At 42.1% G+C, this 24,446-nt stretch carries 22 protein-coding genes and 1 tRNA gene; 10 read left to right on the forward strand and 13 right to left on the reverse strand.

Annotated elements, in window-relative coordinates; genetic code table 11:
• The first annotated feature begins 423 nt into the window (after positions 1–423).
• The 7 genes from KQI64_RS07815 (at position 424) to KQI64_RS07845 (ending at position 5,915) form a co-directional block, all read left to right on the forward strand.
• A complete protein-coding gene (locus KQI64_RS07815) occupies positions 424–1,569 on the forward strand; it encodes an AAA family ATPase (RefSeq protein WP_216524149.1) in 1,146 nt (381 codons plus the stop codon).
• A 129-nt stretch (positions 1,570–1,698) separates the two neighbouring features.
• The gene (locus KQI64_RS07820; RefSeq protein ID WP_216524150.1) at positions 1,699–2,016 is read left to right on the forward strand and encodes a MobC family plasmid mobilization relaxosome protein; all 318 of its coding nucleotides are present in this window, start codon (positions 1,699–1,701) and stop codon (positions 2,014–2,016) included.
• The gene (locus KQI64_RS07825; protein WP_216524151.1) at positions 1,977–2,963 is read left to right on the forward strand and encodes a relaxase/mobilization nuclease domain-containing protein; all 987 of its coding nucleotides are present in this window, start codon (positions 1,977–1,979) and stop codon (positions 2,961–2,963) included. The genes KQI64_RS07820 and KQI64_RS07825 overlap by 40 nt, the downstream gene beginning before the upstream one ends.
• 118 nt (positions 2,964–3,081) lie before the next feature.
• Complete coding sequence (locus KQI64_RS07830) at positions 3,082–3,240, forward strand: hypothetical protein (protein WP_216524152.1); 159 nt, start codon at positions 3,082–3,084, stop codon at positions 3,238–3,240.
• Between the two features lie 42 nt (positions 3,241–3,282).
• Positions 3,283–4,941: a recombinase family protein gene (locus KQI64_RS07835; protein WP_216524153.1), complete on the forward strand. Its 1,659-nt coding sequence runs from the start codon at positions 3,283–3,285 to the stop codon at positions 4,939–4,941.
• 431 nt (positions 4,942–5,372) lie between these two features.
• Positions 5,373–5,552, forward strand: coding sequence for a hypothetical protein (locus KQI64_RS07840; protein ID WP_138156356.1), 180 nt, complete (start codon positions 5,373–5,375; stop codon positions 5,550–5,552).
• Positions 5,553–5,555: 3 nt separating this feature from the next.
• The gene (locus KQI64_RS07845; RefSeq protein WP_138156355.1) at positions 5,556–5,915 is read left to right on the forward strand and encodes a TnpV protein; all 360 of its coding nucleotides are present in this window, start codon (positions 5,556–5,558) and stop codon (positions 5,913–5,915) included.
• Positions 5,916–6,015: 100 nt separating this feature from the next.
• On the opposite strand, the gene KQI64_RS07850 is transcribed toward KQI64_RS07845, so the two are convergent.
• The 10 genes from KQI64_RS07850 to KQI64_RS07895 all read right to left on the reverse strand — a co-directional run bounded on the left by KQI64_RS07850 (position 6,016) and on the right by KQI64_RS07895 (position 19,672).
• On the reverse strand, positions 6,016–6,507 hold the full coding sequence (locus KQI64_RS07850) for a DUF4411 family protein (protein ID WP_216524154.1): 492 nt from the start codon (positions 6,505–6,507) through the stop codon (positions 6,016–6,018).
• Positions 6,504–7,664 carry an XRE family transcriptional regulator gene (locus KQI64_RS07855; RefSeq protein WP_216524155.1) on the reverse strand — a complete coding sequence of 387 codons (1,161 nt, stop codon included), beginning with the start codon at positions 7,662–7,664 and terminating at the stop codon, positions 6,504–6,506. The genes KQI64_RS07850 and KQI64_RS07855 overlap by 4 nt, the downstream gene beginning before the upstream one ends.
• 89 nt (positions 7,665–7,753) lie before the next feature.
• A complete protein-coding gene (locus KQI64_RS07860) occupies positions 7,754–9,181 on the reverse strand; it encodes a hypothetical protein (protein ID WP_216524156.1) in 1,428 nt (475 codons plus the stop codon).
• A 5-nt stretch (positions 9,182–9,186) separates the two neighbouring features.
• Complete coding sequence (locus KQI64_RS07865) at positions 9,187–11,388, reverse strand: N-6 DNA methylase (protein WP_216524157.1); 2,202 nt, start codon at positions 11,386–11,388, stop codon at positions 9,187–9,189.
• A 12-nt stretch (positions 11,389–11,400) separates the two neighbouring features.
• A complete protein-coding gene (locus KQI64_RS07870; RefSeq protein WP_330623069.1) occupies positions 11,401–14,172 on the reverse strand; it encodes a DEAD/DEAH box helicase family protein in 2,772 nt (923 codons plus the stop codon).
• Between the two features lie 286 nt (positions 14,173–14,458).
• A complete protein-coding gene (locus tag KQI64_RS07875; RefSeq protein WP_216524158.1) occupies positions 14,459–14,851 on the reverse strand; it encodes an SMI1/KNR4 family protein in 393 nt (130 codons plus the stop codon).
• Positions 14,852–14,854: 3 nt separating this feature from the next.
• Positions 14,855–16,120 carry an HNH/ENDO VII family nuclease gene (locus tag KQI64_RS07880; RefSeq protein WP_216524159.1) on the reverse strand — a complete coding sequence of 422 codons (1,266 nt, stop codon included), beginning with the start codon at positions 16,118–16,120 and terminating at the stop codon, positions 14,855–14,857.
• A gap of 1 nt (position 16,121) precedes the next feature.
• Positions 16,122–17,405 (reverse strand): hypothetical protein, encoded by a 1,284-nt coding sequence (locus tag KQI64_RS07885; protein WP_216524160.1) that lies wholly within the window; start codon positions 17,403–17,405, stop codon positions 16,122–16,124.
• A 36-nt stretch (positions 17,406–17,441) separates the two neighbouring features.
• A complete protein-coding gene (locus tag KQI64_RS07890) occupies positions 17,442–18,989 on the reverse strand; it encodes a hypothetical protein (RefSeq protein ID WP_216524161.1) in 1,548 nt (515 codons plus the stop codon).
• Entirely contained in the window at positions 18,989–19,672 is a 684-nt protein-coding gene (locus KQI64_RS07895; RefSeq protein ID WP_216524162.1) for a hypothetical protein, read from the reverse strand. The genes KQI64_RS07890 and KQI64_RS07895 overlap by 1 nt, the downstream gene beginning before the upstream one ends.
• 252 nt (positions 19,673–19,924) lie before the next feature.
• Here KQI64_RS07895 and KQI64_RS07900 point away from each other — a divergent pair, with 252 nt between their 5' ends.
• The 3 genes from KQI64_RS07900 to KQI64_RS07910 all read left to right on the forward strand — a co-directional run bounded on the left by KQI64_RS07900 (position 19,925) and on the right by KQI64_RS07910 (position 21,947).
• Positions 19,925–20,812 carry an RNA polymerase sigma factor gene (locus tag KQI64_RS07900; protein ID WP_216524163.1) on the forward strand — a complete coding sequence of 296 codons (888 nt, stop codon included), beginning with the start codon at positions 19,925–19,927 and terminating at the stop codon, positions 20,810–20,812.
• Positions 20,813–20,929: 117 nt separating this feature from the next.
• Complete coding sequence (locus KQI64_RS07905) at positions 20,930–21,454, forward strand: hypothetical protein (protein ID WP_216524164.1); 525 nt, start codon at positions 20,930–20,932, stop codon at positions 21,452–21,454.
• Positions 21,375–21,947 (forward strand): DUF4368 domain-containing protein, encoded by a 573-nt coding sequence (locus tag KQI64_RS07910; RefSeq protein ID WP_216524165.1) that lies wholly within the window; start codon positions 21,375–21,377, stop codon positions 21,945–21,947. The genes KQI64_RS07905 and KQI64_RS07910 overlap by 80 nt, the downstream gene beginning before the upstream one ends.
• Before the next feature lie 106 nt (positions 21,948–22,053).
• Here the strand turns inward: KQI64_RS07910 and KQI64_RS07915 are convergent.
• The 3 genes from KQI64_RS07915 to KQI64_RS07925 form a co-directional block, all read right to left on the reverse strand.
• Positions 22,054–22,140: transfer RNA gene (locus KQI64_RS07915), tRNA-Leu, on the reverse strand.
• A 189-nt stretch (positions 22,141–22,329) separates the two neighbouring features.
• Complete coding sequence (locus KQI64_RS07920; RefSeq protein WP_216524166.1) at positions 22,330–23,994, reverse strand: recombinase family protein; 1,665 nt, start codon at positions 23,992–23,994, stop codon at positions 22,330–22,332.
• Between the two features lie 26 nt (positions 23,995–24,020).
• On the reverse strand, positions 24,021–24,269 hold the full coding sequence (locus tag KQI64_RS07925) for a DUF6870 family protein (RefSeq protein WP_201427560.1): 249 nt from the start codon (positions 24,267–24,269) through the stop codon (positions 24,021–24,023).
• Positions 24,270–24,446 lie beyond the last annotated feature (177 nt).

Below are 24,446 nucleotides of genomic sequence, written 5' to 3' on the forward strand. Positions count from 1 at the left end.
AACCGGCATTCATCTTTAATTGCTATATAACTTGTATAGCCTATCGGATATTCTTTCCCGTTCAATACAAACTTATCTTTTTTATAAATAACCTCAAACAAATTGGAATTCTTCACTTTTTCTTGAATATCATTCTCAAACATCCGTTCTCACCTCGCAGTACAATTATAGCACATACGTTTGGAAATTTCAATACAAATTAGAATATTCGTTCTAAAATTCACAAAAATCTGGAAACGGTTTGAACCCTTCACGGGAAAATACGGAAAATTTTGATAATTTGACATTGATAAAGTGAAAGGAAAGCTCAGCCGAGTACCGGTGTAAGGCTGAACGCTCCTTTCGCAAATATGAATACTACTCCCACTTTCGCGAGGTGGGAGTTTTGTATTTGTAAAAAATTTATTTTGGAGCGTGATAAATATGTCAATCACAAAGAAAAAACTCACCGTCATCGACGGCGAAACATTAATGGATATGCGATTAGAACCTATCCGCTATTGCATTGAGGGACTTCTGCCGCAGGGCGTTGCTATGATGAGCGGCGCTCCGAAAATCGGCAAGTCTTGGATGATGCTGGACTGGACGATCCGCATAGCCAAAGGAGAAGATGTCTGGAATTTCAAAACGACAAAGGGCACAACGCTCTATCTCTGCTTGGAGGATAACTGGAACCGTGTGCAAAGCAGGTTGTTTGACGTAACGGACGAAGCGCCCGGCAACGCTTACTTTGCCATCTCGTCCTGTTCATTGTCCGGCGGTCTTGAAAAACAGATCACCGATTTTGTAGCTGAACATCCGGACACGGCGCTTGTTACGATAGACACCTTCCAGATGATTCGTAACGCAGAAAAAGACACAAGCTACTCCAACGATTATCAGGAAATCGAAAAACTGAAAGCGTTAGCAGACAAGCTGCAAATCACTATTCTGCTTGTCCATCATCTGCGAAAGCAAGGCGACAGCGATCCGCTTAACAAAATCTCCGGCACTACCGGAATCAGCGGCGCGATCGATACCGCGCTGATTCTTGACAGGAGCAGCCGCAATCAAAAGAACGCAACGCTGACCTGCACAGGCAGAGATATTGAGAGCCGCGAGCTAGAGCTGACTTTCTCTGCCGACACACACACTTGGGAATTGCTGTCTGACAGCATTGAAAATCCCGAAATGCTGTTGCCTGATGAAATCAATCAGTTGATAGCGTATATGAAGCAGACGAGTATGTACGTTGGTTCGAACACCGACTTCGCAGAAGATTTTTCTTCTTTCTGCGGTAAGAGTATCACGCCGAGCGTGCTCAAAAAGCTGATGAATAAATACCGCTATGAGTTGGAAAGCTACGGCGTATTTTTTGTCTCGGGCAGGAGCAATGGCAAGCGTTTTCTGAATATCCGTTATGATCCCGAAAGTGACGGCAGTGACGTTAAGGACGGCAATATTAGGGGCGTCAAAACTGGCGTCCCTGCCGTTCCTGTCGTCCCTGTTAATGAGAAACCGCGTACACTAAGAGTTAAACCTTCGGAAGCATATTACGAGAAGCAACGCAGACGTGGCAGATACCGTTGATTCACGGATTATCGTCCCGCTTTATTGCCAGTTTCGCCTTTGTATTACGACCGCCCTCTTTCGGGCGGCCGCAAAGGCAGATGCGAGCTAGGCCCGCGCCCCTATTTTGAAAAACTATGGAGGAATATTTTGAAAAAACAAGCAAAAACTGAAATCATTTCAACGAGAGTCACGCCGGAACAGAGAGAAATCATCGAAGAAAAGGCGTACTCTTCTTACCGAACGCCGAGTATGTATCTGCGAGATTGCGCGCTTGACAAAAAGATTATCGTCGTTAAAGGTGTCGATGAAGTAGCAAATGAGCTGAGAAAAATCGGAAACAACCTCAACCAACTGACGAGAGCGGTCAACTCCGGCTACATTTACGAGGTAGATTTGCGTGAAACGAGAGAGGAGGTGGCAAGGCTTTGGCAGTCGTTAAATTCGTTAACGCGGGAAGTCCGATGAACAATATTTTTGATTATGTTACGCGCCGTGAAGCGACGGAGAGCAAATTAATCAGCGGAGTGAACTGTTCACCCGAGAGCGCGCTCGAAGAATTCCGGTTCGTCAAGAAGCGGTTCCACAAAGAGGACGGCAGGAGTTACTACCATATCGTGCAGTCGTTCTCACCTGACGACGATCTCACGCCCGAGACCGCTCACGAAATCGGATTGAAATTTGCGGAATACTTTCCCGGTTATCAAATCCTTGTCGCTACCCATATCAATACCAAAGCCATCCATAATCACCTGATTATGAACAGCGTCAGCTTTGAGAACGGCAAAAAGTTTCACCAGAGCCGCAACGAAATGTTGCAGGCGAAGGAGTATTCCAATCAGCTCTGCCGTGAGTATGGACTGAGTGTTACCGAGACCAAAACCAAGAATCCGCGCAATGCAAGATGGAAGCGTGACCTGATTGAAACCGCGTCCTGCGCTATCGGCTGGTCGGCGACAAAGGAAGAATTCATCGAGTATATGCGCGAGCACGGCTACAAGGTTCAGTGGGAGGACAAGTATAAATATATCACCTTCACCACGCCCGAGGGCTACAAAGTCCGCGACAATAAACTTTTCGACGAGCGTTTCTTGAAAAACAGTCTGGAACTATACTTTGCCATGGGCGGCTGCGATGGTGAAATGCTCGACACCTACTGCGACTATATCACGCCTTATCACGACGATAGTTTTACTATGACAAGCACTGACGGACTGTTCAATCTCCTCGGAGATATTCTTTCATCAGTTCCTGCGGACTACTATTATCAGCCGCATTATATCAAAGAAGTGAATACAATGGAAAAGCTTCGCCTAGAAAAGATCCTCGGACGTAAGATTTCTAACGAAGCCTTCGTCACTTACTGTACCCGTGAGGACTACGAACGCGAGCAGGGTATCGCGCAAACTTATTGATATTTCTACACAATCTGTCTGGACTTTGCGAAAAAGGTGTGGTAGTGTTTGTGTCAACAAAGCGGACGCGACCACACCCTGACGCGTGTGTCCGCAAAAAATGAAAGGAGAAACAACCATGACAAAATCCAAAATCAGCTCCGTGCATTTCAAATATACCGGCACGGAAGAACAGTTTGAAAACTTCGTCAGGAGCGTCGTCAAGGACTATATCGTTGACGACACGATGCTTCCCGACGAAGAAGAACAGGATATTTCTATTGAAAAGTCTGCCTGAGCGCAGGCTTTTTCTATACTACCAACAAGGAGGAAACTTATTATGAAAGTATGGTTATACGCCAGACTCTCGCGCGACGAAGATGACGAGATGAATTCACTGAATAATCAGCGCCAGATCGTGCGGGAATACGCAGAGAAAATGGGCTACGAAGTTGTCGGCGAATCATTCGACGACAACGTGAGCGGCATGACCTTTGACCGCGACGGCATCCGAAAAATCGCCGAACAGGTGGAAAAGAAAACGATCGACGCGGTACTTGTCAAGGATATGTCTCGTCTTGGCAGACACAAAACCGACACGGCGGTGTTCATTGAATACCTACGGCGCAACGATATTCGTGTGGTTTCCGCGACGGAAAACCTCGACACCAGCCGTCAAAGCGACGATCTGGTTATCAGCTTCAAGGGGCTCATCAACGACTACTACGCGCGTGAGGGCAGCGAAAAGGTGCGGATCGGCATGGACAATATGCTGAAAAAGGGCTTGATCATCACGCCGCCGATGGGTTACTTCAAGGACAAGAACACCAACAAAATCGTTGTGATCGAGGAACAGGCGGCGATCATCCGGCGCATCTTCGACCTCTATCTGTACGGCTACGGCTGCTCCGCAATCGCCCACCTTCTCAATGACAACGGCATCAAATCGCCTGCCTACTATCAGAAAATCATCCACGGCAAGCGGCTCGGCTGGGATAAACCGGAGATCTCGTCACGCTTTATGTGGGATCACTCAAGCGTCAAACGGATCTTGTGCAACAAATTTTATATCGGCACGGTGGTCTGCCACAAGACCTACAACAACAAAATCACGCATATCCGCAAGGATATCCCGAAAGAAGAACAGTATGTTCACGAAAATCTTGTCACGCCGATCATCTCAAAGGAAAAGTTTGAGCAGGTGCAGCGGCTGATAGAGCAGAAGAAAAAGATGAACGTCCGCGCCGGTTATAACAAGCCCTATCACCGCTACGCCGGACTGTTGGAGTGCGGCGACTGCGGTTCGTCGTTCAGCGCCGTCAATCGAAAGTGGAACGGCGAGGTTCGGGTAGAATACGTCTGCAACGGCTACCACCGCTACGGCAAGGATAATTGCAGCTCGCACCGCATACACGAGGAAGAGCTCGATGAGATCATCTACGGCGAAATCAAGAACGTCCGCGAGCAAGCCGAGCGTATCTATGAGAATATCGACGGCGAGGTGCGCAAGTGGTTGAAAAAGAAAAGCACCGTTACCGGCAAGCTCCGTCAGCTCAACAATGCGCTTGAACAGCGCAAATCCGATCAAAAGGAGATTTTGCTCGAACGTATCCGCGACAGGGAGCACGCAAAAATCTACGATGAAATGCTCGCCGCCTGCGAGAGCGACATTGAAAAGCTCCAACAGGAAATCAACGAGCTGGAAAACTACAGCGAGACCATCAAAAAACGAAAGTCGGAAATGAAGCGCACCATCGACCTGATCGAAGAGATCATCAAGGAAGGTGAGATCAGCGACGTCAATCTAAGGATGCTCGTCGAGAAGATCATTATCTACGATACAAGCGAAGGCCTGCGGATCGAGGTCAGACTCAACGCCGACTTCACCGAGCACATGATCATCTTTAACAAGGACGGCGAAAAGCAAGCCGACATAAAGGTACTGGAAAAAGGCAACTATCCGCTCGCTATGCGGAGAAGAATGAGGTTTAAGGAGTAAAGAAAACGGCAGGGAGATAGCGGTTAAACTATCTGCTTTAGGTTTGTATAAAAGAAACAAGGCACCCTAATCGGGTACCTTGTTTCTATGGTGCAGGTAACATACCTTAATTATTCCGAAACTGCCTACCTCGCTTGCTGTGGTGTGTGCATAGCTATAACATTGCGTAACTCTCTCGCGGAAATCAGTCCGCCGGACTGTTTTCTAATCGCTCGCCTTCAAGTCCTGTTACCTGCTTGCTTGTTGTAAAACTTAATCAGGGAGTATTCTTGTAGAATACTCCCTGATTCAGTGGTACGAGTGTTCATAACGGACTTATGAAAAATTCAGGTTTTATCGGCAGTTACACACATTTCTCGCTCGCACATTTGTGATTTATTCAATTTCTTCCTATAATGTGAATGTAAATTTAAGTCAAGGAGGAAATGACTATGAGAAATCCCAAATACCACATTTACCTAACGCCCGATGAGCGGCGCACGGTTATCAACAGCCTGATTGATTTGAGAAATGATCTCATTTCACGAGGCAAGTACACCGATGTCATTGACGAGCTGTTAATCAAGCTCACGAAAGCCAAAGTCAAGAAAATAAAGGTCAAGGAGGTATGAATTATGGCGACAAAGATTACATACACACAGCAGGGAGATTATTTACTGCCTGATTTGAAGCTACCCGAACAGCCGAAGGTTGAAATCGGGATTTGGGGCAAACGGCATTTGAGATACCTTGAAAAACATCATCCTATAATTTATACTAACCTTCTGACGAGCTGTAAGCTCACCGCCTACCTCGCCGATATTGACGAACAGGCAGAGGATATGTTCTTTCGGTTAGTAAATCAACTTGCAAAACAAGAAGGTGTCAACGAAAAGCTCAAAGCAGATAACCAGATGCTGTGGGTAGCTCGAATGAATAACATTCGCAATCGTGCAGAAGAAATAGTTTATCAAGAGATGATTTACAAATTTTGAAATAACGGCTGATGCAGTCACGATGCTGCATCAGCCGTTACATAGTCTAAAGGAACTTTACAAATTAATAAATAAAATGGCATCATAGCTCGATAGCGACTTAGTCAACCTTTTCATTTGATACTATTTCCATAAAGTCATCGTAAGTAATACATTGAATACCTAACTCCTCACAAATATTAGGTAATTGAGCTGAATGTGGTTTGTGTTTCTCTTCGGTAACAACAATTCCGCTTAATGCCTTTGCTTTCGCTGCAATGTAAGGATCTGCGGAAGGTCGGTTATTTATAATGTTCTTTGTATGGATACTTTCCCTCATTTTGGGTTTCTGAAATAAAACTCGTATTATTTGGGATTCTTCATTTGTCGGTGCAAGAAACATTTTTTTATTGGCTTTCAGCCATTGCATATTATCATTTTTATCGTCATAACGAGCACTTAACTCGTTATAGCATTCATCAACTGATTGATATATTCCTTTTTGAATTCCGTTTTCAAATGCTTGCCACACTTGTTTAAAATAGACTCCTTTTTTCGGAAAATGATCAAGGAGTTTCCGGAAAATATTAGTGTCAAGTATGTATACCATCATTTATTCCCCCTAAAATATGCAGCTTCTAATTGGGGAAGATGATCCACCTTGCTGTTTAACATTTCGCTTGCACGGAAACTGTCTATTTTACCGGAATATAGCTGCTTGAATACATCACCGGTGTATGAAGATCCTAAATAAGCGAGTTTGGTAAAATAATAATTACCTCCAGATGAGTTCTCACCGTTTTTCTTTTTTTTATTTCTAATTGCATCACCGTAGAAGGTTTCTTTTAGTGATTCATATTCTTTAGGAGTGATGATTTTCAGTGTCCATAGTTTATACATTATCGCTTCTTTGCTAACAGAATAAAGAGTAGCTAATTCAGCTATTCTGTGATCATCAATTTCCTTTTTAGATAGTTCAAATTTGAAATCGTCGGTGGGAACTAAGAATTCATTAGCAAATGTATCGCAGTTTTTTTCTGTTTTGGATTGAGATATATCCAGATACTTATAATAGTCATCTCGGATTATTTCAGCACCACTGGTGTTAGATACCAAATGATAGAACTCGTGGAACAACGTAAAAATCTGTCGTGCAAAAGACATAGAGTTGTTGATGAGGATCACAGGAAATAAATCATCATTGATACATAGCCCCGATACATTGTTATCTTTGAAAGAATCCTTAAAAACATAGATTCCTAATTCGTAGAGTTTTTCTCTATATATTTCAAAAACAACCTTAGTGTTTTTTCTTCCTTTTTGAGCATTGATCGGAAACCCCATAATATTGCGCAAGTAGTTGCACAACTGCTTAGTTTCAGTTGGGATTATTGTTCGATTCGTAAAAATACAATTTGATGTTTCATACAGTTCCAGCAGATTTAGCTGGTACGCTTTTGCTTTTTCAAGTTGTACCATCACATTTTTGCTGAATCCATCAACTACTGTATCCGGTAATGTGCGTAAATCGCCCTTGATAGGAGGAATGTCCGGAGGTTCAGAAAAGAAGAAAACAGCTGATGGCTTACGAAATACGTCGCTAATCTTTTTAAGTTTTGCATATGTAGGAAATTCAGCTCCGGATTCCCAAGCGGAATACTTTTCACCACTAACTCCGATAGAACGGGCTGCTTCTTCCTCAGACATATTATAAAACTCTCTTGCCCAACGTATTATATTGCCGTTTACGCCGCTTAGTTGTTCAGCCAATTATCTCACCTCATTTCATATTGTTTTAAAGGACATTATTTAGTCGACTTTTATACGATATGTTTTTGCATAGTATAGACCAAACTTTTTTATTCTAAGGCTAATCCACAGTGGAATAGTTCGTTAATTGATCTTTGAATCTCTATATCGCTTAGACCATAATTTTTTAACTGCATTGCGTATACAACATATTCCAGAAACATTAAATCCAACAATGACAATCCTATAAAATCTTTATCTAAATCGCCGTGAGCAAAGTGATTGCGTTGATCTGAAAGTCTTTGTCCCATTTCCGAATAATTTAATTCTTCCCCATTTATTTGATAAAGATGATTACCAAAAATATCTATAATGCTTGAATAGTCTTTTCCGATTTGAATAATCTCTGTTTGCAGAGAAGTAGATTTAATAAGCCTTTTTAGAAACTTACATATTTTTTTCCTCTTTCCACTGACTTTATCAATCAACTTCTGAATTTCATTTGAAACATCTTTCTCAGCATCAATTGTTGCTTTGGATTTAGTACAACCATCAGGATACTGCCTAGAGAATTCCCATTCAAACGCCGCTGTAATCATTACAAACCGAGCTGCGTTTATGTGATGCCCGGATTCAAAGGTTTCAGGTAAATGGCGCAAATAAATGCTGTCGGAAGCAATATCGGAAAGAATGTCACCTTCTTTGCCTGCGATATGTATTTGCTTTATGTAACGTCCTTTTTGCAAAGGCGTTTCTTCTGATTCTTCAGCCCTATCAAAAATATACATTTTTGCAAATTTTTTGTATTTGCCATCATCCTCGGAAGTCGAAAGTTCAATTTTTGTAATAAAAATATTATTTCGATAGCATAAAAACCTGATAAAATCTCTTGCTATTTGCCATAATCTGAGAATAAAACTATAGTCATTCGTTGCGTCAAATTCAAAAAACATAACTGATTCCAAAGTCAGTGGTGGATTATCTATCTTGAATGATATTGTTCTCGATATTCCAAAATACATCTGTACTTCTTTTTCATCAACAATAAACTTTTGTTTATCTGTAGTTGTTAAATCAAAGTTTTGTGTATTAAAATATGCAACGCCTTCTTTTGCAAACTCGTTTGGGATTTTTATGGTAAATGCTTTATTAATAGGGTGGATATAGTTCATTTCAGGGCAGGAAAAAGTAACACGATTGAATTTATCGTCATTAGATTTGCAAACAATAAATGATTCAATTTCAATAATTACAACAGTATTATTAAAACTCAGCGTGCTCCCTTGTGCTGGAAGGAAAACAATTCGCTGATTAGTTTCATTACAATGCGATGTTAAATATCTTTCATCAACCGGCATAGGATCAGCAAATGTATATGCACCATTGCCAATTGATTTCATTTTCCATTGCCATTCAATTTCTGATTCTTTATCTGCGGGAGGTATTAACCGCAATTCAGTACCGGTAAACACAAATGTAAAGTCAATATCTCTATACTTTAGTTTTCCGGTATAAGTAGTGTTGCAACCAAAGCTCATAGTATTTATTTAATTTTCCTTTCGCATATTGGCAGGATTTCGTCGAGTTTTTGGACGATGCGTTTTTGTTCGGCGAGGGGTGGGAGGGGAACAACAAGAGAGTGAAGTCGTTTGGAGGAAAGCCCCTGCAGCCCTATCCCAACTCCGTTTATTTTGCCCGTGTGTTTATATAGCCACATACCATAATAATAGAACCTTACACAAATAAAATTACCGTATGAGCGTAATCGGTGTATATGGTTTTGTATCAGCATTTCATTTTCAAAAGGCCAAATTGCAGAACGACCTATATCGCCACCCTCACAAATTAGTAAATCGCCTTTTTTTACTGTACATTTGTCTATTTCGCTTTCCTTGAAATACATCTTTTTTAAATCCCTTAATACAAAATGATCCCAATATAAGTTTGATGTAGTAATGTATTCCAATAGCTGTCCGTTTTGATCACTCGTTTTAAGGGCTTTGCCTGTATTATGCTCAAAAAGCTCTCCTAAATGAACCCACTTCCAATTCGCCGGAATATCAAACGGGATTTCGTCGTCGGAGATTTCGGGGAGTGGCTTTTGTTTCTTGATTTTGCCCTCTTTGATCAGTTTTTGCTTTTCTTCCTGTATCTGTTGATAGAGCTCTTCGGCGGTGCCGTCCTCGGGGAGTTGTTCGGTCAGTTTGCCTTGGATTGCGGCGTCAATCAGCTTGCTTTTCAGAGTAGTAAGGTTATCACTAAGTTGCATTTGAAGTTCAGAAATTGAATATATTGCTGTGAAGTTTTCACTTTCGGAATAGTCTTTATCTACTAATAATCCAAAACGATTATTAATAACTTTGATTGAGTACAAAATATTCTTTGCTTCTTCCTGCATTTCGTCGAGGATTTCCGCAACGGTGCGGTCATCTTCTTCGGTGAAGTCGATCCACTTGAAGTTCAGATCTTCACGCTTTGACACTTCTTCTGCTGTGAATCTGCGCCATCTGCCGTTGGGGTCGGTTTGTGCGTCATAGGTTTCTTTGCGGTCATCCATATGACCAACGCAATAGCAATCCACAAAATCCTGTAAGTGTTCTCTTGTCATAGGCTTTGTCGCCAGTGTATGCTTTACGCCTGTGCGGTAATCATATACCCAAATATCCTTTGTCGGTTCGCCCTTTTCAAAAAAGAGCACATTAGTCTTGACGCCGTTCGCATAGAAGATACCTGTGGGCAGACGAAGGATCGTATGCAGGTTATAATCCTTGAGCAGCTTTTCACGGACTTTTGCCGTAGAACCGCCATCGGTCAGAACGCTGTCGGGCATAACTACGCCGACGCGTCCGCCTGTTTTGACGATAGACATAATATGCTGTAAAAAGTTGACCTGATTATCCGAGGTTTTAATAAATTCCGGTCTGTTAGAGGATACGTCAACGCTGCCTTGCGGACGGGTACCGAAAGGCGGATTTGTCAGAACTACCTGATACATTTTGTCCGAAGTGTCGATCAGCGAATCCTGATAGACGATCGGACTTTTCTTAACGCCGATATCGTGCAGATACAAATTCATAGAAGCAAGGGTGACAACCAAATCGGTGTTGTCCGCTCCGTACAGCGCATTGTTTTTCAGAAATTTTTGCTTTTCAACATCCTTGCTCTGGGGCTTCATATGTTCATAAGCCGCAAGGAGAAAGCCTGCCGTTCCGCAGCAGGGATCGGCAACCGTTTCGGTGATCTTGGGATCGACAACATCCACAATAGCGGAAATCAATGCTCTCGGTGTAAAGTACTGACCTGCGCCGCTTTTTTTATCCTGTCCGTTCTTTTCGAGGATTTTTTCATAGATCGCGCCTTTAAGGTCGCCTTCCATCATATACCAGTTGTCCTCATCAACCATATCAATGACCTTTTTGAGCATAACGGGACGGTACAGCTTGTTGGTAGCCTTTGTAAAGATCGTACCGATCAAGCCGTCGCATTTGGAAAGCTCTTTTAAAATCTCCTCATATTTTTCAACGAGGTCGTCGCCGCTTAACGAGCTTAAATCCTTCCACTTGCAGCCTTCGGGAAGATAGCTTTTTAGTCCCATCGACTCCTTTTCATCGTCCATTTTCAAGAACAGGATATAGGTCAGCTGCGTGATATAATCCGTGAAGCCGACGCCTGCCGCCGACAGTACATTCGCTATATTCCATACCTTTGATAGCAAGGCGGATTCGGTCTTTTGTGTGGTTGCCATTCTTTACACCTCTTATGCTGCTCTCAGTAAAAACCTTGACATAGTTTGTATCTCGTCGTTGAAAACAGGAGCAGTAAAACTTGTTATACCTCTGCGCCAGAGGTCTGTGTCGATTTCATTTAGTTCCATTGCGGTGATTGCGCCGTCGTTGATCACGAACTCCGCAATTTGCCGCATAATTTCTATTTGGTCGTTTGATAAGGTACGCTGCGCCTGACCGCAGTACAGGTTGAAGCGCTGCGTGTAGCCCTTGATCAATGCGGTGAGCTTTTGGTTTTTATGATAAGCAAAACGCACGATCTGAATGAGATTTGTCAGCGCATTAAAGTTAGCCTTCATATCCAATTCATCTACATTGCCGAATTCGTCAATCACTTTGTAATTGCGCCATATTTGATATGGGCTGTACTGTCGGCTTTCCGAAAGTAAACTGTCACGCAATTCAACAAGCATACTGTGAGTGATCACAACATCCTCGGAATTGTAGATAATGCGCAAAGCCTCAATGCTGTCTTTATTGTCATTAAGATACTGTTCAAAATTATCAATGAAGGACTGTGCGGTTTCCTTGGAAAATCCTGCGTAAATAAGCTTATCAGGATCATCTTCGGTCGTTACAAAATAACCGCGCTGCATTTCCAACAGCTTGCGCCGCGCTGGAATGTTGCCGATTAACTCAATAATCAAATCCATTCGCTCGGTATTGTCGTTTGACGGGCTTATGTACGGAGGAAGGAGCTCCTTGTCATAAGCTTCCTGAATACGAAATGCGATCGTTTTGGGAGAAAAACCGAAGGTGTTATTAAAATAGTCAAGATGTTTGCCGAAAAGGACATTGTTCTCGTAGCGGCGATTGATCGTTGAGCAGTAGTCCCGCAGCAGCCAGAGATTTTCATCGCTGACTTCGTTGTGGGCAAGGTGCTCCAACAGCTTGTCCAGCGGAAAAATCTTTTTGTCATTGCCGTGACCGATTACGGGCTGAGGGATTACCTTATCTGACTCTGTTACACCCACTGCGTCAACAATGTAGTAGCATTCCTTTGTGACTGCATTCGGAGTGACTTCTTTCAGCTTATCGTCGACGATTACACGGCATCCGCGTCCTTTCATCTGTGTATAAAGAGTGTCCGAACGGACGTCTTTCATAAACAGGACAACTTCAAGCGGTTTTACGTCTGTGCCGGTCGCTACCAGTGTAACAGTAACGGCGATTCGGAAGTCCTTTTCTGTTCTTAGGTCACGAATCAGACCGTTAGAATCTTCTGCGGTATATGTAATTTTCTGCACGAAATGTTCGGGAACTTTGCCGTTCTCAAATTCTTCCGCAAATACTTCTTCTGCGATTTCTACGATCTGAGTAGCGTGATAATCATCCTTTGCAAAAATCAAGGTCTTTGGAATATACTCCCATTTCTTTTCCCGCTCAGGGTATAAGTCTTCGTATATCGCTTTTTTGTATGCTGTCAGAACTTCCCTGATTTGGTCGGGATTAACTACCGATCTGTCCAGTGCGGTAGAATCATAATCTATTCTGTGATGCGCTTCGTATTCGGTTTCATTGCCTGTTCTGCGGGAGGTTTCAACCACGCGCGTTCCTTCGCCAATTACGCCGCCGTGTTCCGTTTTTTCTGTTTTGATCCTATAGATTCTGGACGGAACATTAACGCCGTCTACAACAGAATCTTCGTATGAATATTCTTCAACCTTATTGTAATTGAAGAACGCATACGCCTCCGGAGTCGGTGTTGCGGTCAATCCGAGAACGTGAGCATCAGAGAAGTAATCAAGAACCGCTCTCCATTTACCGTAAATCGAGCGGTGACATTCATCTACAATAATGAGTTGAAAATAATCGGAGGGAAGGAAAAGGCTATCACCAAGCTGTATTGTTTTGGATTCCTCTGCTTCTTCTTTTACAGCATTTTTCTCATCTTCGGCATCTTCGCTGTCGTCGTCGGTGAGCTGTTTACCGGTGAGAACCGCAAAAAGCTTTTGAATCGTGGAAATTACGATATCTGCTTTTATATCAGAATCTTTTCTCAACCTTTCGATCGTATATAAAGAGCTCATCTCTTCTTGATTTTCAGTACGATTGAAGGTGCAGAATTCTGTTTTAGCCTGCTTTGCAAGATTGTTTCTATCCGCCAAGAAGAGTACTCTTTTGGAGTTAGTATAGTTTAAAAGACGATATGTCGCTAAACAAGCAAGATATGTTTTACCGGAACCGGTCGCAAGAATCGCAAGGCTTTTCTTATCACCATTTTTGATGGATTCTTCAAACTTCATCTCTGCACGATACTGGCAATCACGCAACCCGCGCTTGTCCAAACGTGGCAGAGCACCGTATTCCGATACCTGACCGATAAGCTTCAACATCTTTTTCGGAGAGTGCATTTCACTCAGCTCAATGTAGTCACTGTCCGGTTGAAGCATATTCTTAAAGTAAATCTTATTGCCGTTTGCAAGGTATACCAAAGGAATTTGATTCGGGAACCATACGCCGTACCAGTCCTGTGGGTTACAAGCATAATCCTCCGCCTGAATTTGCACGTCACCGCCGAGAGGGTTTTCTTCACGCTTTGCTTCGACAACAGCAATGGCTTTGTCATCAACAAACAGCAGATAATCACTTTCGGTATTGCCTTGCATCAATGCTTCTTTGACAGCGGACGCGCTCCTCGGAACATACTCATCCCGTGATACGATATCCCATCCGGCGTTAGTTAATTGCCTATCTATTTTCACCCTTGCTTTTTCTTCGGGTAACAAATTGCTTTGTGCCACAGGAGCACCTCCCTAAATTCAATTAATCCAATTTATATTATAACACATCCAATATTTTGATACAATATGTTAATAATGATTATTAAATAAGAAATATAGCTTGTTATTATTTTAAGAACGAAATTAAGCAATAAGATTTCATAAAACTCTTGTCTGAATGAAATTTTGGACATCGATAGGTTTTCTGCTATCATACTAAACGTAATCGAGCAGAAGAATTTGTCTACAATGAATTAATATATAAATTCTACGGGCGAAGGTGATTGGTTTCACCTTCGCCCATTTTTTATAGTGACTGTATATATTCAACTAAAGAATCAGCAATTTTCATCGGCGCAGTATTTGGTGAAGTTTGGAATACTTCTCCGTTAGATGATTGCCAAATAATGATCCCATCAATGTTAAGCTGTTCTATTACATATGAGTTTTCCGGTATGTTTTTATTATAGTTCCTTTGAGCTTTAGTTGTTGATACAACATTATAATTTTCTTGAGAACTTATTCCCGTAATCTCACGGCTTCCGATTACCATACACCCGAATTGCTTAATATAGTTACGATAATCATCGGCAAATCTCAAACCGAGTTCCAATTCAGCTTGTTTGATTTCATTTTCATTGGTTTCTTTTCCGTGTATAACACCATTTTTAGAGTTTATAACTTTGATTATATCAGTCATATATTATAAACTTCCTTCCTGAAGCAGTTTTCCTGCTGCCTTCCAAAATTCTTCTCTTGTTTTGGCGAATGCAGCTCTGTCTATTTCAGAGGATTTACCTGCTATATTTAGTATTTGTGAATTACCTTGATGTTGTGATTCGGTTAAAACAGCCAATGTTCCATCAGCTTTTTGTCCTATATGATGTAATTGAAGGGCTTTATTGGTTGCCGGATCAATCGGTGCATTTCCATTAAGCATCCTTTGAAGGTTTGTTATTTCAGTGCCATCAGGCTGTTTGCTCTTAAAATTCAAGAAACCTTTTGAATTCAATGTGTCTTTCGGTAATAAAGCTGTCCTTCCGTTAATCATCCCGGTTGTCAGCTTTGCTTCATTAAAGTATATATTAAATTCTTCCATTGACTTAAATTGTTTAATTAAGTCAAGCGGATATTTCGATTCCTTTTGTATTTGAGCGACTTGATTCATAGTCAAACCGCCAGATGTTGCTCCTTTAAGCGCAATGGCTTCACTTGCTCCACCGGTAAGTGCGCCTGTTATAGCTCCCCACTTTAAACCTTCGCTTCCCGAAAGCATAGCTGCTTTCATAGATTCATCAAAATCTTCCGTTTCTAGTCCGGTTATTACGCCTGCAGCAGTTCCGCCGATAAGAGCAGAAGAAGCAGCGGCAATCGCTCCTGATTTTGCTGACGCTGCAAAAATCGCAGCGGCTGCGGGAGCGCCTGCTCCTTCTGTAGCAACTGTTAATACAACACAAACAAGTATTACTCCTGTTCCGATTGCTACATTCAAAAGAATCTTATCATAAGTATCATCATATGGTTCAAATTTTTCTACCGTTGTTTTACCATCGTCGCCAAGCGTGAAAACATATTTTGTACCTGAAAACTGTTTATCAAGTTCATCCTTGGTATAACCAAAGTAAATATTTGACTTGTTGTTGTATGCAGCTTCTTCTAAATATTCTTTAGATATATATACTGCTTCGACGTTTTCCACAACATATTTTTTTGTATCTATATGGTCAATAACTTCAGCATATACTGCATCTTCCATATATTTTGTAAGTCGCGGATCGCTTAAACCTTCAAACTCTGGAACACTATTGGTTTGGTTATTCTTCAAATCGGCAATAGTTGTTTCTGCTGTAGTTTCGCTTTCCTTTGATTCAACGTGCTCATTCTTTTGCACAGAACAACCTTGCAATACCGAAAGCATAATAAGCAGAGAAAGAATCAGCGCAATAGATTTTTTCATATAACGCATCATATTATTCTACCTCCTGATCTTCTGTGAATGCTTCGATATTGACAAACTTAGGCTTTTTCTTCTTTTTTACTGCAATGATAATAATGACAATTAGAATAATTACAACCAGCGCTGCACCGCCAATGATAAACCACAGAAGATTGTCTATAAAGATATTGCCCTTTGCGGAATCTTCAGTAGCCGCAGTGGGTTGGATGTTTGCCTTATCCACAGGTATGGTTTCTTGGGTTTTTAATAAAATAGCTCCGTTACTTTCAACCTTTGCACCACTTGCAATGTAATCATTGACTTCCTTAACTGACAACCCTGTTGCTGCAACAGCCTTTAATACATCGTTATTGCCAACGTAAATCCTTTTTGTTGTGAGCTGCCCTGTATAGCGGTTGCTTGAAGTAATTGTATAAATACCTTCTTCTGTATATTCTTCACCGTCTTTAGCCGGACGATTAAAGCGTACGTCTTCCGCAAGCCCGTTTGCGCCTTCATTTAGAACTTCTTTTTTTATATTTATATCCAAATAGCGTGAGTTGGCGAAATCGAGATAAAAACCGTTTTCTGTTACCGATGTGTTGCTTAATTCCCCTTTGGTTTTTATATCAAATGGATAAACCATACTGTTGCCGTTTCGGACAGAGAATTTGAAGAATATTTTGTAGTTTGAATATGTAGGGATAATTGATACATCAAAAATCTTGCGTGGATCGTTCTTGATTTCATAGTCAAGCGCTACTTCATAATCGCCTTCCTCGCATAATTCTACTTCTGTATCTGCGTCGGGAGATGCTTTTGCAGCAAGATAATCTTTGTATATAATCGGATCGTCCTTTGCATTGGTATAGTCTGTCTTTCGAATAATCAAAACTCCACGCCCGAAATTTGTTTTTGGAACGCTGAAATATTCATCAGAGCCATTGCTATCCTCTGATATTGATAAGTTTTCATCGTTATTAAGTTTATCAATATTCTGCTTAAGACTGAACCACAGCTGAACCTTATCGCCAACGTTTTTCAAGAAAATAGGGGTATCATCATCACCCTTAACTGTAGAGGTAAAACCATCAACATAGAATCCACCGATTTTCCAGTTGAAATGGACATCTCCTTCTGTGATTTTTTCTTCGCCTTTATAGCCGTTATCCCATCCGGTTTTTACAGATTCACCTAAATAAAAACGATTACCTGAATGATTATCATTTTCTTCTGCCATAGCGCTAATTGTTGTCATAAGCAACACTACTGTAAGAAAAGCAGCAGATAAAAGCTTTATTACCTTTCCTTTACACATAAAACATTCCCCGTTTTTTGTAATAATATAACTAAACTAATATTGATAACCAATTTTACCAACGCCGATTACTCCACGACGTATAATAGTAATGCCGAATTTGTCATATTCAAACGCATCCGGAGTAAAGGCATCAAACTGAAAGCTATCATACTGAAAAGTTTCATAATCGAATTTTTCGTAATCGAAAACATCGATTCCGATTTCATCTAATATTTCCTGCGGTAACTCGTAATTTTGATCCACCAAGCCAAAGAAAGTGCAACCGGAATCAACGCAAAATGACATAAACAGGCTATGCCCTAAATTGTAGGCGAATCCGCCAATTACACCGCCAATAAAGCTGCCGAGCATATATGCCGCCATTGCAAGTGGAGGTATTTCGACAAACCACACACTTGCTGCGATTCCTCCGCCCACCGAAAAGGCTGTTGTTATGTACAATCGAGACATTTCCTCAGCCATTTGTGCTTTATTGATTCTGCCCGTAGCAAGTCTGATTCCGCTTTCCAACGTTCCAATCATCAACACAACAGCCGTAGAAATCATTGACGCATTTGCTCCCATCAACGTAGTTCCCAGCTTGCCGCTTTGACAACAAGCTACAAGCGCAGCTGTAATTGAGCCGTTAATAAATCCTCTTGCAGCAGAACTCAAGCCCTTATATCCCATCTCTGCAAACAGCTTAGGATCTATTTCACCTTCGGAAACGAGCATTGATATTCCGTCAATAATTGTGGGAGCTATTCCTATAACGAAAGAAATAACTGCTGCACTTAACCCGGCTGAAAAGGCTTCGCTCATTATGTCTTTTGCCGTCACCAACTGATTTATATCTAAACCGCATTCTTTTAATAATTCTTGATCGAGGTTTCCTTCTTTTGCTGCTCTTGTTAATCTTTGAGCGTCTTCTCTGCTGAGCGGAATTGATTTATTTCCTTTTTTATCAGACAGAATATCTGTTAATGTTGCTTGTACCTCTCTGTATCGAGCTACTTGATCCAGCTTTCCGTTTGCTTGCGCTACCGCTATTTTTTTATCTAACAGTTTTTGAGCATCTAACAATTGATTGGTGGGAATAAGCTTTGCTTGACCTTGATACATAGACTTATGCATATCTTCTTTCTTGATTTTCCTTTTTCCAAGGAATTCTTCAAGCGATTCATAGCTTTTTCCGGCTTTCTCTGCTTTAGCTTTAAGATGCATATATCGTTCATATGGTGTTTCTGATTGAGCAGCATATGAGCTTTTAGCATCCTTATAATACTTTAAACTGGCTCTGCTTCCGCCAAATTCCACGTCAGCGGAAGCGTATGTGTTTACATCAGGCGCTTTGGCTGTTGCGGCAGAATGATGAACAGCGGAATCAGCGTTAAAAGTTCCAGAATGCCATATTTCAGCTACAAATCCTTGAAGCTTATCAGCAGGCAAATCAGTAGATTGAACTTTTGCCATAATATCATTTGAAATAGATTCAATCTGACTGTTTATTGTATCAATCCAAAGCTGTGACATTTGTCCGCCCAAAGCCGCACCCATATTATCAGAAACAAACTTTAGCCCTTGTTCAAAAGCAATACTCATTACTTAATCTCCATAAATCCAGCAAGTCCGTCTAAATAAAAGCTTAAGACGGCATATCTTAACATCTGGTCGGAAATCAATTTGCTTGCTTCGATTTTAGTGCTGATTTTAAAGAAATCTGTTCCTTCATTTTTTGCTTTTTCTACAGGCGCACCTTTGATTTTTCCAAACAATCCTTTTACGGCTTTAGTACCCTTTCCAAACGCTTCTCCAATACCATCGGTGTGAGTAGCTTTTTTGATAGACTCAGTATCTGCTACGCTATCATCAAAGCATTTTGTTAAATCGATGTATTTCTCATAAAAATCATCATACAAATCTTTATTGCTAAAAAGTGTATTTGATTCAATATATAATACAGCCTTGTTTCCTATTGAGCCGACATATACACCGTATTTAGTCATATCCTTGTCAAACCTAATACTCGGAATAACAGCTTCGGAAGATTTGTTCTTCCCTATGAAGATAAGCTTTGTGTTTGAGCCAAGTTGAGCCTTATTATCATTATATATATCTTCGTTCCAGACGACTGCTTCTACACTTCCGTCTTTAATTCCTACAACAGTATTGTTTTCTACGTCGTCATCCTTAAGTGTAATAAGCGACGATAACAATTCAGCATATACAGATTCCTTTTCACCTGTAACGATTATCAGTTTTTTTACCATTCCGCCAATCATCATAATCCCTCCTGTGTGTTAAATATCGGAAATATCTATTTCCTATATTATAACATACACGGGAAAAATATCAATTAAATTGACACAAAAAAACGAGTGCTTTAGCAGCAAAGTCCCATATATAGGACAGCTGATTTGTTAAAATTATAATAGGAGAAATTTTTGAAAAAATTATTTAAGAATTTGGAACAATTTAGGGGTAGAAGCGTCTATATAATATAGAGGCACCTAACCTCGGAAAGGAGATGAATACAAATGCCAATCAAAATCAAACGAAAAAACGGCGATGTTACACGGTATAAGAATGTAGAATATATCCTGCTGTTTTACTTTTTCCCAAAGTCTTTACTTGATCATTGCGGAACGCTGCCGTTTCAGATTTCACGCTATCCCTATGAGCTGTTCACGGATTGGAAGCAAATAGAGCTAATTGAAAGCGATCAATTTGCTCTTTTGATGTATGACGCTTTTCACTATCTTGTATGGGAATATATGGGATTGAATGTAGGTCGGGAGATATATTCGGGCGATCATCCGGCGTGGAAGTTTTCTCACGCACCGTCTTTCTGGATAAAGACAATGCTGGACGAGGGCGTGCTGCCGCCGATTGAGAGCCTTGTTAACGATATTCAGCCCACAACTTTTTTCGGCTTTGTCAGCGACAAATATGTTGATGCTGTTTTGAAGGATATCGTTCCGAAAACAATGGAGCGTTTTGGAATGAACGAGATTCTCGCAGTTGTCAAAGAGCATCAGTGCTTTGAGGATTTCGACTACAGACAGAGCCAACAAAAAACGGATTTTATCAACAGCTATTATCACAAGAAAACCAAGCACCCGATGGTTTCGCTCGAAGCGTTTCAGGAGGATTACAAGAAAAATCACGACGGCGCAGAATGGGATAGGGCGGACGATAGTATTGACTTGGAAGGCGATACAGCAGCTAAGGTTGATGTGGAACGGTTTATGGCAACGCTGTCCGAAGTAGATAGGAAGATATTAGAGCTTCGTGTTGAAGGCTATACATATCAGGAAATAGCGGATAAGGTCGGCTATAAAACTCACAGCGCGGTGAAAAAGCACATTGACAAAATCGGAAGAAAATTCCAAGAACATACAAATACAGACATCGGCTTTGAATAGCACCTACTGATTGTTTTCGGTAGGTGTTATTTTTATGCCCAAAATAACACACTTTATTATTTGAAAACTGCCCCCATTTTTCAGGGCAGTTTTACTATTTCAGGAGGTATTTTTATTATGAAAAGTTATAAAGACAAAATCATCATCGGTATCGACCACGGCTACGGCAACATCAAAACCGCTAATCATTGTTTCAAGACCGGTATAACCACCCACGATAGCGAACCGCTGTTCACAAAGGATATGCTTACCTACAACGGAAAGTATTATCTGATCGGCGAAGGTCACAAGGAGTTTCTGCCCGAAAAGCAGAATGATGAGGATTACTATATTCTCACTCTCGCAGCTATCGCAACCGAACTTGCAGACGAAGGACTGACCGATGCAGACGTGATTATCGCCGCCGGACTTCCGCTCACTTGGACAAGCGGACAGAAAGCGGATTTTGCTGCATATCTGTCAAAGAACAAAGAGGTAGCTTTCACTTTTCGGAATGTAGATTACTCGTGGCAACTGCGAAACACGGCACTATATCCGTGCCGACGCTATCGAACAGGTCGTAATGCTGGAACTACGTCGTTTAGCAAAGTATCTGGAATCTCACGAGGAAGAATTTGCAAAGCTTCTCGCCGAGAAAACTAACGCCGATATGTTGGCGGAGCAGAAAACCTTGGAAACAGAGCTGAATCGAGCAACCGCCCGAAACGAAATGCTCACTTCGCTTTTCGCCAAAACCTACGAGGACAATGTATCCGGCAAGCTAAGTGATGAGATGTATATGGAGCTATCGCATAAATATGAGGTTGAACGCCTTGAACTGAAAACAAAGATTTTTGAGTACAAAGAACGCCTTGCCAAAATCAGCGAAATGGAGCAAAACAAAGATGACTTCCTTAAAGCTGTCAGAAAGTTTATGGAGATGGATTCACTGACAGCACCAATGCTCAGAGAGCTTATCGACCACATTGATGTGTACGAAAAAGAAGGTGGCAAAAAGAACTACACTCAACGCATTGTGATCTATTATCGCTTTGTCGGCTACTTAGAGCTGCCGTCATCAGAGGACAAAAACTACAAAGCCAACACCCGAAAAGGCGTAGACGTGGAGTATATTCCAACAGCAAAATCAGCATAAGAGAAAAGGTGAGCAGGCACAAAAACCTGCTCACCGCACACAAACCGGATGAAATTGAATAAAAGAATGAGTGTCCATAACATAAATCCGTTATGAACACTCATACTGGTGCAGGTAACAGGACTTGAACCTGCATGAAATTGCTTTCACATGGACCTGAACCATGCGCGTCTGCCAATTCCGCCATACCTGCGAGTATAAAATTTTTGTGGTGTTAGAGTGGAAATAGACGGGATTTTCAGTTACACCGAAGGGGTGTCATCTGAACCTTGCGCGCCTGCCAATTCCGCCATATCCGCGAGTGGAAAATGGAAAAAAGTATATCCAGGTAACTGTGGAATTCTGCAAGTTCGTCGAGGGACTATCGACTGATGATAACTGCTTACGCAATCTCTTTTTGCTGCTCCAGATAATCAATCAACGCTTCGAAGGCGTCGGCGAATTTCACTTTTATTGTTATTCTTCCTCCCTCGTGGATGAGGATTTTGTCGATCAGCTCTACCAATATTGGACGAGTCAATTCGTTGATATTGCGGTACTTCATGAAATGCGTGGCGAAGGTGTTGAGGGTTTCGCCCTCGCCGTTAAGCTGTGCCTGTGTTTCTTCCAGATTGGCGATCATTGCGTCGAGCTTTTCGAGTTTTTCGTTGAGGTTGGAGCGGATCCGCTGATACTCCTCCTGCGTGATTTCTCCGTTTTTCCAGTCGGGATACAAATCGGCGGAGGCTTTGAGACATTTTTCGCGCTCTTTTTTCTGCGTTTCCAGTGTGCGCGTGATGTAGTCGCTCTCCTGGCATCGGCTGCTGTGTTTTACCTGCTCTAACAGTTCATCGTAATCCAGCACGACGTCGATCATCGTTTGGATGGTCGTCAGAACCGCCAGCTCCAGTTTATCGATGCGTATTGTGTGGTTGGTGCAGGCGTTGGGGCTTTTCTTTTGCTTGGTGGCGCATTTGTAGTAGCGGTAGGTCTTGCCGTTCTGCTTGTTTACTTTCTTGTGCATCGCCTTTCCGCAGTCGGCGCAGAACACGAAGCCCGCGAATAAATCCGCCTTGCGGTCGGCTTTACAGCTGTGAATGTGCCGCTGAAACAGCGACTGCGCCTTATCAAAGGTCTCCTTGTCGATGATCGGCTCGTGAGTGTTTTCGACGATGATCCACTCGTCCTTCGGCACTGCGCGGCATTCATGCACCTTATAATTTACCGTGCGGTTGACGCCCTGCACCATATTGCCGATGTACATTTGATTTTGCAGGATACGCCGCACGGTTCTGTCGCTCCACAAGCCGTCGTTGTCGGTGCGGCTCGTGAAATTGAAGCCGTTTTGCTGCTTATAAAGCGTCGGGTTGGGGATTCCCATTCCGTTAAGTTCTTTGACGATGCCGATAATACTGCTGCCGCTGATATAATCCTGATAAATCATGCGGACGACAGGCGCGGCGTTCTCATCAATTATCAGCTTATGGTAATCCTCGGGGTCTTTCCTGTAGCCGTAGGAGGCGAACGCGCCGATAAATTTCCCCTGTCTGCGGTGATTGTTCAGCGTGCCGCGGATATTGACCGAGGTGGAAGCGGCGTAGCTCTCGTTAATGACGTTTGTCACGCCGATGGAAATGCACCGCGTGGCGGCGTTCATGCCGTCGCCGGCGGTGTCGATGCCGTTGTTGAGGGCGATAAAGCGAACGCCGAGCCGTGCAAACTGATTATCGATCAAATCTCCGCTGATCGTGTAGTTTCTGCCGAGACGCGCCAAATCCTTGACGATGACGCAGTTGATTCTTTTGAGTCGGATATCCTGCATGAGCCTTGTCCAGCCCGGCCGGTCAAAATCCGTTCCCGAATAGCCGTCGTCTACATAGGTATCGACATGGGCGATATCAGGGTGCAGCTTGAGATATTCCTTCAAAATCTCGCGCTGATTGGCAATGGACGCGCTCTCGGTTTTATTTTTGTCCATGTCCTCTTTTGAAAGACGAATGTAAAGGGCAGCCTGCCATGTTTTTAAAGCCTGATTTGGCTGTCCATAATAGTCTTGATACTTTTGCATAAAAAACAGTCTCCGATTTTGTTACATTATCCTGCGCGGATTAAGCTTGCGAATGATTCGACGAAGCTTTTACTACCCTCATATTCGACTTTGACAACAGTCTCTCCTACCTTGAATAAATACGGGTTGCCTGCAAGCTTTATAAATGAACTCGTTTTATCTGTTATCCGTTGATTCGTGTTGATGTTCAGATTAATTAAATCTGTCAGCCTGTCCGGTTCACAAGCTGAAATATCTGCGTTTTGAAGCTTCCGTAATTCATTTCTGTCGAGCATGCCGGCACCTCCTGTTCACTAGTAATTGTTGGCAAATAAGCAGAATATTATTCTTTATCCTGAATCCGTGAAACTCAAGCAAGCCTAAAACGGGTTACAAGACCCAGATAAGCGCTCGCCCACGCATTGCTCCTACTGACTGACAGAATCAATTGCCGCGCATGTTTGGTAACGTGT

It is taken from the genome of Lachnoclostridium sp. MSJ-17 (assembly GCF_018918205.1).
Lineage (GTDB): Bacteria > Bacillota > Clostridia > Oscillospirales > Acutalibacteraceae > Ruminococcoides.